The sequence below is a fragment of the Cyclobacterium sp. SOCE241 genome, from assembly GCF_056867545.1.
In genome coordinates this window covers 1,308,594-1,323,282 of sequence record NZ_CP149779.1, presented here as the reverse complement: position 1 = coordinate 1,323,282, position 14,689 = coordinate 1,308,594, and the positions used below count along the sequence as shown (strand labels likewise).

Below are 14,689 nucleotides of genomic sequence, written 5' to 3'. Positions count from 1 at the left end.
CGCGTAAAATAGCCCTTTTTACGTATTTCCTTCCTTATATTTTTTCCTTCTCTTTGGGTCTGTCAGTAATTAGCAAGAACCAGATAACCTGAAAAATATGAAAGATACCCAAGAAAATAAAACACACAAAATCACCTTTAGGCTTAAAGCGCAGGAGGCAAAATTCCTGGATGATTTTGCTGGGAGTGCAGGGATTTCCAGAAGCGATACGCTCAGGAACCTGATCCGGAAAATCCAGGGAGATGCATCCATTATCAAGACAGATAAATTGCTTAATACCCTGTCTGATCTTGCAGCTGAGCAGGGTAGGGTAAACAACAATATCAATCAACTGGCCAGGCATGCCAATCAATATTCCAAAGTAAGTGACCTGGACCCTAAGGTATTTGTAAGGTTTAATACACTACTAACCCGATACCTTGACTTTCAGGGTGACATGAACAGTACTTTTCGGAAAATCTATAAATCCATCAGCTGATGACCGTCAAAATTCTATCATCTACCAGTACTTTCAAAGGAGTGTCCTACAACACCAATAAAATGCAGTCCGGTAAAGGTGAGCTGATGAAATTCAAAAATTTCGGTTACCTGCAATCGGTCCAAAAAGTAAGCCCTGCTGAAATGAAAACCTTTCTAAAAGTCCATTCTAACCGGAATACCAGGGTGCAAAACAAACAATTCCATGCCATTATTTCTTGCAAGGAACGGGAATACAACAAGAAGGAACTCACCAAAATGGCGGAGAAGTGGCTGGAAAAAATGGGCTATGGCGATAATCCTTACCTGATCGTATTCCACGGCGACACCAAAAACAACCATGTCCATATGGTCTCTACCAGAATCGGCAACGACGGCAAAAAGATTAACGACAGCATGGAAAGGATCAGGGCACAAAAATGCATGTTGGAGATCATGGAAAGAAATCCGGCACAGGAATGCAGGAAGGTTCTTGATCAGTTAAAATCATTTACCTTTTCCACCCTCAACCAAGCCAAGTTATACCTGGAAATTCGGGGATATAACCTTCAGGAAAAAGAAGATAAATTGTTCCTTTATAAATTTGGTTTGCTACAAGGCGAACTTTCCCTAAAGGAAATAATGCATAAGACCAATGCCTATACCATCGATAAGGCAAGAAAAAGCAGCTACATGCCTTGTTTGAAAAGTACAGGAAGGTTTACTGCAGCACCCCTGTTCCAATATTTGAACCGCTGAAAGGCAATCGCCTTGGTAAACCAAAGGGCTACCGGTCAGAAATGGCCGACTTTCTGAAAGAAAAATTTGGGATAGAACTGGTGTTTCATGGCAGGAATGGCAAGACACCTTATGGCTATACGGTTATCGACCATAGCAGGAGAATCATTTTTAAGGGAGGTGAAATCTATCCGCTTAAAAACCTGAATCAGGAAGAAACCAGGGATAAAGTCAAAGTGATCAATTTCCTTTTTCCATCAGATATTTCTGCTTATAAAAGCATTACAGGCGCTTCAGATACCCTTTCCCGAATCAAACGTTTTCCAGAGAATGTGGCTTACCGGTTGAAATTACTGTCTGTTTTGGAAGATTATCCCAACCTCCAAATGGGCCTTGAGGAATTCAAATTACACCTACTGGTAAACGAAAAGCGCTTGTTTTTACTGGACACCCAAGAGCGGTTTTTTATTCGACTGGAAGCCATTCTGCAAAATAAAGAATACAACAGATTTGCCAGACTTTGGGAAGTCCCTCTCCGAAATGGGGCAGAACAAACTGCTTATATCGAATCAGGTTCTAATTCAAAAGTTCAATTACCAATACAAGCGGACAGCGAAAAGGTCTTATTCCACACTTTGGGCAATGAATACGCCGAACCAGACTGGGAGACAGTGTCCCCACTTCCCACTTTTAACCTGGATATCCATCAGGATGTGGACGACGAAGCAATGCATGGCAGGAGAAGAAACAAAGATAAAGGCAACAAAAAGAGAAGCATCAGATAAAAACCAATGCATATGATAATCCTATTCGCAAACCAAAAAGGAGGAGTCGGTAAAAGTACCCTTTCGGTGCTATTTTCCAACTACCTAACCCTGGCCAAAAACAAAGCGGTAAAGGTCTATGACATGGACTTTCAACGGTCGCTATACAACAAAGCCCAGGCGGCAGAAGTGATTGAAAACACGCCATTGTACCCCGTAGAGGCCGCCGAATTGTCTCAATTTAATGCCATACAAAAAAAGGACACCAAAAAGAAAATCAGGTCAGCATCATTGACCTGGCGGGTAAAATGGATGATGATGAACTTGTTCCGGTATTCCAAAAATCGGACCTCATCCTATGTCCCTTCAGTTATGACGAATACTCCGTGTCCTCTACCATCGAGTTTTCCTTTGTAATCAAAAAATTAATCCGAATGCTAAAATCATATTTATTCCCAATAGGGTGCGGAGCAGTGTGAAATACGAAACCATGAAATCAGTTCAGGACGCGCTGAAAAATTTCGGAGCAGTCACCAGCAGCATCACTGAAAGAATAGATTTCCAGCGGATCACTACCTATGACATTCCTTCGAATATCATAGAGGTAATCGAACCTGTTTTTGAATCCATTTATAACGAATACATAGACCCGGCATGGCACAAGATGATTACATGTGTTTGAGTATGTGGAATTATGCTGGACTAGAAGGTTTGATAACCGTGGATCATTGGTAATTACGTCCAATTCCAATTGCAAATTGGAAAGAATAGAAGGGTGTTTTGCAAACCTACACCCTGCTCACTAAGGCATAAACTACATCTAGGGGGACAATATATGGCTGGTCATTATTACGTAAGCAAAACAGAAGCGTATTTAGATAACAGTTTAGACGATTTACAAGAAGACGTAAAAAAGTATTTACCGTTCTAAAAAAATCTTTGAAATAGCAACTAAATACAGTTACTTCGTGTTATGTCTAAGAAAGAAAAACTACTGGAACGATTTCTTACACAGCCTAAAGATTTTCATTACGATGAAATGGTATAGCTTTTAGGTTACTTTGGTTTTGAGGAGATAAAAAAGGGTAAAACCAGTGGTTCAAGGGTTAAGTTTGAAAACGAATCGGGTGTACCGATTATGTTGCACAAACCGCACCCAAGTGGCATAATGAAAGCGTACCAATTAAAACAAGTAAAGGAGGTTTTAGACTTATGAAGTATTTAGATTACAAAGGATACACAGGGAGTATTGAGTATAACCATGATGATAATTTACTTTATGGAAAGGTACTCGGTATTCAAGGTTTAATTTCTTATGAAGGCTTAACAGGTCAAGAGTTAGAAAACGATTTTAAAGAAGCAATAAATGTTTATTTAGCTGATTGTAAAGAAGCAGGTAAAACACCGGAGAAACCCTATAAAGGGAGCTTTAATGTTCGTATTTCAGCTTCATTACATCAAAAGGCAGCTTTATTAGCAAAAGAAGCTAAAATGTCTTTAAACAACTTTGTTGCAGAATCCATACGTTCGCGAGTAACAAAAGAAAAAGTTTAGTAAAACACAAGTTGCAAGCCTCTGAGAAATCAGGGGTTTTTGTTTTATCCAACACACATTTACTCACCGTACACGCTCCGGATGGGTGTAGAATCCTCTACACCCTGTTATCCCTAGCTAGGTTGAGAATGACTAGTGGAAACTAGGTGTAGATTAATCTACACCTTCCTATCAATGGGAATTTGCAATTCCCTTACCTATGTTCATTCCACCACAATTAAAAAATATTTACAGATCGCGAATAAGGAATGAATTCTTAACACCTTCATTCTTACGGGATTTGAAGACCGATCTTTTCTATTTTTAAATTGAAACCTTTGCGATTGAAAGAAAAAAATTATCTTTAGGATCGTCAATAAGGGCAAAAAAGTTCTTTCAAATTTGAATTGAAGGCAGTTCCCGACTAGGTCTGATCAATTACGCATCCAAAGCAGGCTACCGAACCCTGGGAGGTAAACAGTACGAACTGTCCAATCACCTTGGAAATGTCCTGGCTGTAGTAACCGATAATATCCATCTCGACCAGGATTCCACCTGGGCCACTGTGGTCAATGTTACGGATTACTACCCTTTTGGATTGGCTATGGATGCGGGCCGAACGTTAAGAAACAGTCCGGTGGACTGTTTTAGAGAGGAGCCAGGAAGTGTGGGGCAGTGCAGGACAGTAGTTATCGTTATGGGTTTAATGGGAAGCAAGAAGATTCCAATGGTGAGTGGGGCGGACAGAGTCATTACGACTATGGGTTCAGGATCTACAACCCCTCCATAGCGAAATTTTTGAGTGTGGATCCGTTGGCTCCGGATTACCCTTGGTATACGCCATATCAGTTTGCGGGGCTAAGCCCAATAGCGGCCATAGACGTTGATGGCTTGGAGGAGGAAGTAATTGTGGATAAGTTCGGCAAGACTACGACGGCCGCGGCAACCGTGGTCACATCGGGGGAAGTGGCTGGAAGGGCTTTGCATAAGAGTAGAATGTTCGTCAATAGTGCCGGAAAGCTTATGAGGATGGGGCCACCTGTAGCAACGATGGTTGGCGGTGCGGTTTCGACCTTTTTGATGGTTATTATACCAGGGGACAACGGTTCTTCGGCAATTTATGCCAGCCTTCTAACCTATGAGGAACATAGATTCAAAGAATTAGCCGGAAAGCCTTACACTACTTTAAGCGAGATAGAGAAGCAAGGGTTAAACAATTATTACGGAAAGTATGAATTCGGAAAAGACGGTTCAATCAACGTTCGCCCGATGGCTTCCGATGATGCAGACAATAACATAGAACCCCCGGTATAATATATCTCAAGATTGATAATGAGAGGATACTCAAGCCGTATGTAGGCCAGACAAAACGAGCATGATAGAAAATATAAAGACTCGGATTTTGAGTATTTTATTATAGATAGGGGTCACTCTGGAACGGACTTGGACCTAAGAGAGCAGAGGGCGCTAGACGACCTTAAGGGTCCGACAAATAAATCTAATCCAGATGGCGGTACATCAAAGCAAAGAAATGTTATACGAAAAAAATGAGTTTGGCAATGAAATTAAAGGAAGGTGATGTATTCACGATACCGGTAAATGAGACTTTAACTGGTTTTGGACAGATAGTTAGGATTCCAAGCAAAAATAGTTTTGTAATGACCGTATTTAAAGATTTAACGGAAAGAAATAAAATACCTGAAATAACACAGGTCGTTAATACTCCATACTTTTTATTAGGATTTGCCACAGATGCCAAGCTGTACCACGGTGACTGGGAGATCATAGCAAACCATCCCTCAAATGTAGAAGGCATAAGAATGCCCTATTTTAAATTGGGGACTCCGCCTGGGGACTGTTACATAACAAATTATAAGGGGCAAAAGGTAAGGCCAATATCTCAGGAGGAATATTCCAAGCTGGACTTCAAATGGAGCAGATCCCCGATTGGGTTTGAGAAGGCTTTAAAGGCTTTCCATAATTTTGGTGAATGGAGAGAAGACTATGACCGACTTTTGTATGAGAAAACACTTAAAAGTATTGAGGTTGTTGAAGGGAAATAACATGAAATCTCTAACGATCAGGATCGAGTTGGACGGGCCTTATTCTTCGAATAACTCAAAGATACGCCATACTTTGGCCGAAACCATTGAAGAAAGAGGTATTGGTGAGGTATGGAATCAGGGGATGAGTGAGGATTATACGGATATCTCCTTGGATATTGTGCCGAGTGAAGAAAAGGAAAGGGAAATCAAATCGATACTTCAGGCATTGAACTTATGGGAGAAAGCAGTGTTTATAAACGAACAGAAAGAATAGCTTAAAGAGTCTCATATTATTCATGGGTTGACGCTAAAAATGTTTTACAATAAAATAGCAAGGCCAGGATAATCCTGGCTTCTGACTTTTATAATGTTCTAAACTTGGCGGCTTTTATGAGATTGTCCAAAGTATAGAAAATATTCTGTTTATCCTGCTATGGCGGTTAATCTATATCCTCCAACTGCTGGAGGGTTTTTTATCCAAGATTTTAAGGTCACTGTAGCCAACCAGATAATCCAAGGTAACTTCTAGGGCATCCTATTTTTCATTCACTTGAAAAAATCAGATGAAATCGAGCATGACGAAGGCGACGCACGGAGGGATGAATATAATTGCGAGATTCCATGTGGCAACTGAAAACAATTATAACCAGATGAAATTATGCTGGATTAGAAGGTTTGGTAACCGTGGATCAATGGTGAATCCGTCCATTTACAATTGCAGCTCGCTGGGATAGAAAAACAAAGAAATATTCCTTTCCTTGGATCCCTTCAAATTTCAGATATCCAGAAATAACTAAATTTCTGATAAGTAATTTTTATCAGGTTGATCCACAGGGGTTACTTCATTTTGAACAACCTAAAAGCGCCTGCACTCCGTTGAGCTTAGGCTATTTTATCTATTTTTGTTTCAGATGAAAGTTTGTATTGCAGAAAAGCCAAGTGTCGCCCGTGAAATAGCGGCTGTTCTAGGAGCTAATCATAGGCATGAGGGGTACTATGAAGGCAACGGATATATCGTTACCTATACTTTTGGGCACTTTTGCACCTTATTGGAGCCGAACGATTACGAACCTCATTGGAAGGTTTGGCACCTCAGTCACCTTCCTATGCTTCCTGAAAAATTCAAAACTAAAATTGTTGATAATCTGGGAGTCAAGAAGCAATTTGACGTTGTAAAAAAGATATTTGATTCAGCTACACTGGTGATCAACTGTGGTGATGCCGGCCAAGAAGGAGAGTTGATTCAACGATGGGTAATTGAACAAGCGGGGTATAAAGGAGAAGTCAAACGCTTATGGATTTCATCTTTGACCACAGAGGCTATCAAAGAAGGCTTTGACAAATTGCAACCCTCGGCGAAATACGATAATTTGTATTATGCTGGTTATTCTCGAGCAATCGGAGATTGGTTGTTAGGAATGAATGCCACCCGGTTATATACGGTTAAACATGGTGGGTACAAACAAGTGCTGTCCATTGGCAGAGTTCAAACGCCTACACTGGCCATGATCGTTAATCGGTTTAAAGAAATTCAAAATTTCCAGCCACAACCCTACTGGGAACTACAAACCCTGTATAGAGAGACTGTATTTAACTGTGAAGAAGGGAAATTTTTAAAGAAAGAAGACGGGGAGACTTTTGCCAACCAGGTCAAAGAAAATGACTTTGAAGTCGTCTCAGTTGCTAAGAAAAAAGGAAAGGAATATGCACCTAAGCTTTTTGACTTAACAGGATTACAGGTGCATTGTAATAATAAGTTTGGCCTTTCTGCCGATGAAACGCTCAAAATCGCACAGAAACTATACGAACAAAAATTAATCACCTACCCAAGAGTTGACACCACTTTTCTACCGAACGATATTTACCCCAAAGCACCAGGAATATTAGTGAAGCTAACCAAATATAGGTCGTTGACTCAACCCATTTTGGGGAAGAAATTAAAAAAGTCTATTAAGGTTTTCAATGACAAAAAAGTAACCGATCACCATGCCATGATTCCTACAGGTATGCAGGATAGTTTACACGACAATCAGCTAAAAGTCTATGATATCATTACCAAGCGTTTCATCGCAGTGTTTTATGACGACTGTACAGTGGACAATACCACCGTATTTGGAAAAGTAGGTACGGTCCCGTTTAAAGCAAGAGGAAAGGTGATTTTAGAAAAAGGCTGGAGGGTTGTTTTTGAAACTGCAGATGGCAAAGAAAAAAGGAGAAAGACGAGCTCCCGCTTTTTAAAAAAGGGGAAAAAGGGCCACATGAACCTTCTTTCCTAGAGAAAGAAACCAAAGCTCCAAAACAGTATACAGAAGCAACTTTGCTAAGAGGCATGGAGACTGCCGGTAAACAAGTTGACGATGAAGAGATGCGAGACTTAATGAAAGAGAATGGCATAGGTCGCCCTTCTACTCGGGCAAATATCATTGAAACACTGTTTAGACGACAATACATTGAACGTAATAAGAAGCAAATTTTGCCCACCGAAACTGGATTGCAATTGATCGATATTATTAAGAATAACTTGCTGACCTCTGCAGAACTTACAGGACAGTGGGAGAAGCAATTGAAAGAAATAGAAAAAGGGAAATTTCATGCGGGTTCTTTTGTGGTGAACATGAAAAAAATGGTGGCGAATTTGGTCTATGATGTTATACGGGAACAAAGTCATACTAAAATAGCGCATACCACTGAAAACAAGCTTCCTGAGAAAGAAAAATCAGCAACAACACTTGTGGGACAGCCCTGTCCAAAATGCAAGAATGGGTCCTTGCTAAAAGGAAATTCGAGTTACGGATGCAGCGCTTATAAAAAGGGATGTGACTTTTTACTTCCTTTTTCTTTCGAAGGAAAAACTATATCAGAGAATCAATATTTGAGGTTAATTAAGAAAGGATCTACGGTCAATTTAAAGGGATTTAAAACGGCGACTGGAGATAAAGAAGGATTGATACGTTTCAATGGGAAATTTCAACTCGTTTTGGTAGAAAAGAAAGTAGCCAACTCGGCGGCTTCTAAGAAAACTCCTCCTGTCATTTCATGCCCTCTTTGCAATAAAGGAACCATAATAAGAGGAAAAACAGCCTATGGATGCAGCGCCTATAAAGAAGGGTGTGACTTTAGATACTCTTTTGATACCCTCCGGGAAAAAGCGAACAAGAAACCGTTGACTGTTGAGCTGGTGACATCTCTATTGAAGGAGAGTGTAGTTGGTTAAACTATTGAAATAGTATCGATAAAAAACTGCTGCCCAGGTGGAATATCTATCCTATGCCTAAAACCAAAAGCAAAGCTTAAAACACTGCCAAATATCCATAATTCTCCCAAACTCTTCTTACCCGGATTATGTAATAGGATTTCACGTGTTTACGGGAAGTGTTGCAATCGCAAGAAAATTAGGCTGTTTGGATAGCATAGTACCGCTATGGTGGAATTGAAAACACCAACGATTGGGTATTTTGAAGCGATTTCAGCACGTAATAGATTGTCTATTGCATATTTCGGGGTTAAAGTACGCCGAAGAAAAAGGTGCCAAAATGCAAGCAGCTTCTGATTTGACCCAATCAGCTAAAAACAAGATGGTAGATGGTTTAAGTGAGCTGGGAGAAAGTCTTCAAAGATCCGGTAGTGGCAACCCTATTAACCTGAGTTCGATTAATAAATCTACGAAATCCGATGAATGAGAGGTGTTTCTGGTTTCATCCTGTTTACCCTGTCTTATTCAGGGCCTGTCCCGATGCGTAGCAAGTAAGGGGAAAAGAAATGAACGGATAAATATTCAATATGCCTTTACCTTTGCTAAAAACTGTAATAATAAGCCCAGCATCTCAATTTCCTATATCTATGCCAAAATATTTACTATTGCATTTGTTACTTTTTTGCTGCAGGTCAAAAAAGTAACCAAAAAACCCCGCCGCTGAGTATCTTTTTTGCTAAAATTTAAGGCCTCCCGCACACAGGCAAACTCCTTAGTTTTTGGTTTTAATATTGGCCTTGTTTATTTAATGTTTACTAAACCAAAAACTTCGTCAAACAGTGCCTGTGCCCTTGCCAATGCCTGCTTAAATTTCTTAACGCCAAAAATCTACAAGGCGGAAATTTATCTATCACTTATAGTGTATAAGGTACACTTTGCTAAATCTAGACCAGATATGGAAATTTAATGTATTCGCTAAACTAAGAGCGCGGTGGCCGGGCCAAAACTACGAGGGTGCGAGGGCCTTGTGGGTGGAAGTTTAGTTTTGGCTAGATTTTTCTTTGGTTCGTTTCTTTTCATCAATGGAAAAGAAATGAACGGAAAACCTTTGTTTTCAAGGATGAAATCACTTTAGTAAGCCAAACTCACCAGACAACGTTGAACCAGTAACAGTTCTATTAGTTCTTTTACTTTCCTATTAGTAAAGATTTAAAATTTGCCTGGGATTATTTTTTATATGGCAAACCAGTTTTTTACTAAACTAAGTTATATAAAATAACCATTTTTACTTTTTTCTACAGGTCAAAAAAGTAACCAAAAACCCCGCCGCTGAGTATCTTTTTGGCTAAAATTTAAGGCTACCCTCACACAGGCAACCCCCTGATTTTTAGGTTTGTACTTGTCCACTTGCTTCCCCAGTACTCATTCTATAAACCTTGGTCAAACATGCCTGTGTCCTTGCCAATCCCTGCTTAAATTTCTTAACGCCAAAAATCTACAAGGCGGAAATTTATCTATCAACCTGAGTTTGATTAATAATTTCACGAAATCCGCTGGTTCAAAGGTGCTTAAGAATTAATATCTTTTAATTCATTTATTTAATATGAATAATTATTAAATATTTATTTATTAATAAATTAACTATACTTAATCTTTATAATATTTAAATAAACACTGTAAAAAATAGAAAAAGTCATGTTCTTTTGTTAAATTAAAGGTGTGAATATCAACAATTTAACTACTCAAACATGACTTTGACTGACAGCAAAATCACCGAAATTTTCTATCTTATTGATGAATTCTGCATTGAATTTGACAAATCCATCGAAAAACATCTCCTAGGAAATAAACCTAAGAGAACTGCGAAAATGAGCCCCAGCGAGGTCATTACAATCATGGTGATGTTTCATACAGGAGGCTATCGGAATATGAAACACTTTTATCTCAATTATGTGCAGGTCCATATGTAACATTTATTCCCAAATACGGTCTCATACAACAGGTTTGTGGAATTGATGCAATCCGCTTCGTTGCCAATGACTATACTCTTGAAAACCTGTTGTTTAGGAGATGGGACAGGAATAGCCTTTATTGATTCTACCCCTATTAGAGTTTCTAAAAACAAGAGGATTAAGCGAAATAGGGTATTCAAAGACATTGCTCAGGTGGGTAAATCTACCATGGGGTACTTCTTTGGCTTTAAGCTTCATCTGGTAATCAATGACAAAGGGGAGATACTGAATTTTGTAATCACACAGGGTAATGTTGATGACAGAGAACCCTGAAGAATAAAAAGTTTGTAAATAAATTAAAGGGAAAACTTTATGCTGACAAAGGGTATATTTCAAAAGGATTGACCGAAATCTTGTTTATGGATGGCCTTCACCTGATTACCAATATCAGAAACAACATGAAAAATACCCTGATGGAGCTAAAGGATAAGATCTTGCTCCGAAAAAGAGCGGTTATTGAAACGGTAAATGACGAACTGAAAAACATGTGCCAGATTGAGCATTCTAGGCATCGTTCTTTCAATAATTTCATTACAAACTTGATAACAGGATTGATTGCATATACTTTTTTTCCGAATAAGCCCCGAATCAAATATGAAACCGTTCAAACTAACCAAATTGCCATATGCTAAAATCGAACTCAGGTTATTAACATTTTTTAATAAATTAGTATTATGTTTTTAGTTGAATTATTACTATTATTGTAATAGTTTGGAAGTCATCGATATATTGTTTCAGAATTGCCTTGTTTGAAAGAAGCAATTTTTGATTTGTTTTAATAGATGACTACGCGAAGGAGAGAAGTGAAGGGGGCATATTATAAGAATTTGAAGCTCAAGAGTATTTATTAAAAAGTCTGATAAGGGTTGCGAAAAGTAAAATTCGCTCTAATTCCACTTTTTTATTTAGATTCATAAATAGCACATTGAACATTAAGCTAGTCTTCTCACGCTACCAATTCAACTTGTAAAGGTGAACTGATAATGATAAATGGGATGATGGTTTTTAGTCATACAAATTATTGTTAAAAACATAAACCCGAAATAAAATGAAATTACTTATTTCATGCCTTCTTCTGGCCTTCATCACCTTTGGCTCCCATGCCCAATCCAAACTTACTATTCGTGGAGTGGTGAAAGATACAACGAATATGCCACTCGACTATACCTCTGTGCTACTCCTTAGCCCAAAAGACTCGGCCTTGGTGGCCTACACCCTGACCAAAGAAAATGGAGCGTACCAATTCAAAAATGTAGAGAGACAACCGCTACTCATCAAAGCCACCTATATGGGCTACCTTCCCGTTCAAATGGAACTGGTTCTTCCTGAAACAGGTGATTTGGAAGTCGATGAGATTCAGTTGATGCCAATCTTACAGGAACTCTACGAGGTAGTTGTAAAAGCTGCCAAAGCGCCGTTGATGATGCGTGGAGACACCCTTGAGTATGATGCAAGTAAATTTAAAGTGCCCCCTGGGGCGACTTTGGAAGAATTGCTCCGCAAGCTGCCCGGGATACAAATCGACAAGGATGGAAATATAGTTGCACAAGGGGAACAAGTACAGAAAGTAACTGTGGATGGAAGGCGCTTTTTTGGAGGTAATACAAAAATGGCTACACAAAACTTAAATGCTGAGTCAGTAAGCAAGCTTCAGTTATTCGATGACAAGTCAGAACAGTCCAAGTTAACAGGTGTTGAAGATGGAGTGAAGGAAAAAACCTTAAATGTTGAGTTGAAGGAGGAAGCCAGAAAAGGAGGTTTTGGTAAGCTTTCAGCAGCACTTGGTACAGACGGAAGATGGTCTGGAAATGCTTCATTCAATAAATTTGACAAAGTAAACCAATTTTCGGTGATCGGCTATGGCAACAATGTGAACCAATCCGGTCTGAGCTGGGATGACCTGCAGGAGTTTAAAGGGAGTGGTGCTTTCCAATTTGGCGACACCGGGGACTTTGGTTTTAATGGAGGTGGTTCGAATTATTTTTCGTTTTCAGGTGGGGACAATGAAGAATCCTTTGAAATCCCATTCAATAACCTCAACTCTGGTTACTCTAATAACCAAGCCATAGGTGTCAATTATAATTACCTGAAGGATAAAAAGGATTTTAATAGTAACTACTTCTATAGCCGTAGTGATCAAGCGCTGGAGAGTTTCAATAGCAGGACAAATTTTTTGCAGGACAATACTTCCTTTACCTCAACTGACCAAAACTCACAAAATAACATGGCAGGTCACCATCGGGTAAATCTTCGTTTTCAAAACGAATTAGACAGCGCCAATACTATCACCATTAACGTAAAAGGAAGGCTAAGTTCACTTACGACTTACTTGGCCAGCCATCAAGAGCTGATTCGCAGCAGTACGGAGCAAAGCCAAATGGATAGGAACAACCAATCGGATAAATGGTCAGGGGCCTTTCAGGGCACAGCAATATATAGGCATAAATTCAAGAAAAACGGACGAAACTTTGCAGCCAGTATCAGTGATACCTATAGTAAGGCAGACCAAAATGGTATACAAAAATCAGTTGTAGATCTCATGAACTCCACAGATCCAAATACCTATTTCCGAAACTTGGATCAATTGAACCAGGCACTGAATGGCTCCAACTTGATCAAGTCAAGCTTACTCTTTGTGGAACCAATCAAAAAAATATTTTTTGGGAGACTTTCTACAATTTCAGCCAGTCACAGAGCGAAACCAACCGGCAAGTATACGATGTGGAGTCAAGCGACACCCAAGAGCTAAATCCGGACCTCAGTCGATTTTTTGAAAATACAATTACCTACAACAGGTTTGGTTCTAGTATCCGATATGCCAACAAAGGCTCCAACTTAAGCGTTGGGTTAGCCGCTTCCAACTATCGGCTAAATGGACAATTTTCAGTCTTAAAGGATAGTGAAATATTGGGCCGAGTGAACAAGAGTTACCTCAATTTAACACCTAATGTAACTTTCTATAAAACAATGAAAGGGAACAAGCGCATCAGCGCAGGTTATAACATGGGCGTCAATCCCCCAAATATCGCCGACTTGCAGCCATACAAGGACATTTCTAACCCATTGTATATACGGGAAGGAAATCCTGATTTAGAGCCTCAAGTATCCCATTCATTCAATACTGGGTATAGCATGTATGATCCTGTTTCGTTTATAAATTTGCGGGTTTCTTTCAATTCAACATTCTATCAGAATCAAGTAGTTCAAAATCAAACCATAGACCCGGAAACCTTTGTCACTACCTACAAGGCTGGCAATGTTTCAGGGGGGCAGCGTTTTAATCCTTATTTAGGTTTTGGTTTTCCCATTGTAAAAACCAAGGCTTCCGCATACTTATATGCAAATCCCTCCTATACTAAAAGCCTTGCCCTCATCAACTCAGTGGAGACAGAGACCCAAACTTCCGGCAATAACTTTGGGGTTAATTTCAATCTGACACCTTTAGAATGGTTTAGCTTATATACCGGGTCATCCTTTAGGCTAAGCAAAACAAAATACGAACAGAATCCTTCCCAAAACCAAGACATAATAAATTGGAGTGCTTATAGTAATATGAACTTAAAATTCCCCAAAGATTTTTATTTAGATGTAAAATTCAACTATAACCGATATAAGAACGAAAGTTTTGGATTTGATCAAGAAGTACCTATTCTTAATGCATTCGTCTATAAACTACTCGGCAAGGCTAAAAAATGGGAAGTCAGGCTATCCGCTTATGACGTCTTCAAGCAAAATCAAACCATCAGCCAATATGCAGGTCAAAATTACGTTTCCACCGGTAGGATTGAAACACTATCAAGGTATTTCTTACTCGGAGTAACGTACAATATGCGGGGAATAGAAGTGAAAAAACGTAGATAGTGGAGTAATTGGGAAGATTCTATAGTCGCTAAATAAATAAGGTCAGCTTCTTAAATGGAAAATTAAGTTTACCGTTTGAGCAAGATC

The 14,689-nt window shown here is 39.3% G+C and carries 14 protein-coding genes and 2 pseudogenes; all 16 read left to right on the top strand.

What is annotated here, in order from left to right; translation table 11 throughout:
* The first annotated feature begins 97 nt into the window (after positions 1-97).
* The 16 genes and pseudogenes from WG932_RS06350 to WG932_RS06275 all read left to right on the top strand — a co-directional run bounded on the left by WG932_RS06350 (position 98) and on the right by WG932_RS06275 (position 14,602).
* On the top strand, positions 98-478 hold the full coding sequence (locus WG932_RS06350) for a plasmid mobilization protein (protein WP_483087375.1): 381 nt from the start codon (positions 98-100) through the stop codon (positions 476-478).
* Complete coding sequence (locus tag WG932_RS06345) at positions 478-1,215, top strand: relaxase/mobilization nuclease domain-containing protein (RefSeq protein ID WP_483087374.1); 738 nt, start codon at positions 478-480, stop codon at positions 1,213-1,215. The genes WG932_RS06350 and WG932_RS06345 overlap by 1 nt, the downstream gene beginning before the upstream one ends.
* A gap of 41 nt (positions 1,216-1,256) precedes the next feature.
* A complete protein-coding gene (locus tag WG932_RS06340) occupies positions 1,257-1,979 on the top strand; it encodes a hypothetical protein (RefSeq protein ID WP_483087373.1) in 723 nt (240 codons plus the stop codon).
* Between the two features lie 12 nt (positions 1,980-1,991).
* Positions 1,992-2,375 (top strand): ParA family protein, encoded by a 384-nt coding sequence (locus WG932_RS06335; protein WP_483087372.1) that lies wholly within the window; start codon positions 1,992-1,994, stop codon positions 2,373-2,375.
* A 73-nt stretch (positions 2,376-2,448) separates the two neighbouring features.
* Positions 2,449-2,640: a hypothetical protein gene (locus tag WG932_RS06330; RefSeq protein ID WP_483087371.1), complete on the top strand. Its 192-nt coding sequence runs from the start codon at positions 2,449-2,451 to the stop codon at positions 2,638-2,640.
* A 381-nt stretch (positions 2,641-3,021) separates the two neighbouring features.
* A pseudogene (locus tag WG932_RS06325) lies at positions 3,022-3,174 on the top strand (type II toxin-antitoxin system HicA family toxin); the annotation flags it as partial.
* Positions 3,171-3,512 carry a type II toxin-antitoxin system HicB family antitoxin gene (locus WG932_RS06320; protein WP_149395041.1) on the top strand — a complete coding sequence of 114 codons (342 nt, stop codon included), beginning with the start codon at positions 3,171-3,173 and terminating at the stop codon, positions 3,510-3,512. The pseudogene WG932_RS06325 and the gene WG932_RS06320, both read left to right, overlap by 4 nt.
* A gap of 654 nt (positions 3,513-4,166) precedes the next feature.
* Positions 4,167-4,805, top strand: coding sequence for an RHS repeat domain-containing protein (locus WG932_RS06315; RefSeq protein WP_483087370.1), 639 nt, complete (start codon positions 4,167-4,169; stop codon positions 4,803-4,805).
* Between the two features lie 233 nt (positions 4,806-5,038).
* Positions 5,039-5,554, top strand: coding sequence for an Imm26 family immunity protein (locus tag WG932_RS06310; protein WP_483087369.1), 516 nt, complete (start codon positions 5,039-5,041; stop codon positions 5,552-5,554).
* Between the two features lies 1 nt (position 5,555).
* Positions 5,556-5,810, top strand: a complete 255-nt coding sequence (locus WG932_RS06305) for a hypothetical protein (protein ID WP_483087368.1) — start codon at positions 5,556-5,558, stop codon at positions 5,808-5,810.
* Between the two features lie 637 nt (positions 5,811-6,447).
* Positions 6,448-7,812, top strand: coding sequence for a DNA topoisomerase (locus tag WG932_RS06300; protein ID WP_483087367.1), 1,365 nt, complete (start codon positions 6,448-6,450; stop codon positions 7,810-7,812).
* 41 nt (positions 7,813-7,853) lie between these two features.
* Complete coding sequence (locus tag WG932_RS06295; RefSeq protein WP_483087366.1) at positions 7,854-8,750, top strand: DNA topoisomerase; 897 nt, start codon at positions 7,854-7,856, stop codon at positions 8,748-8,750.
* A gap of 232 nt (positions 8,751-8,982) precedes the next feature.
* Positions 8,983-9,216 (top strand): hypothetical protein, encoded by a 234-nt coding sequence (locus WG932_RS06290; protein ID WP_483087365.1) that lies wholly within the window; start codon positions 8,983-8,985, stop codon positions 9,214-9,216.
* A 1,261-nt stretch (positions 9,217-10,477) separates the two neighbouring features.
* Positions 10,478-11,373 (top strand): annotated as a pseudogene (locus WG932_RS06285) (IS982 family transposase).
* Between the two features lie 416 nt (positions 11,374-11,789).
* A complete protein-coding gene (locus tag WG932_RS06280; protein WP_483087364.1) occupies positions 11,790-13,490 on the top strand; it encodes a carboxypeptidase regulatory-like domain-containing protein in 1,701 nt (566 codons plus the stop codon).
* Complete coding sequence (locus WG932_RS06275; protein ID WP_483087363.1) at positions 13,463-14,602, top strand: outer membrane beta-barrel protein; 1,140 nt, start codon at positions 13,463-13,465, stop codon at positions 14,600-14,602. Before WG932_RS06280 ends, WG932_RS06275 begins: the two co-directional genes overlap by 28 nt.
* The last annotated feature ends 87 nt before the right edge of the window (positions 14,603-14,689 follow it).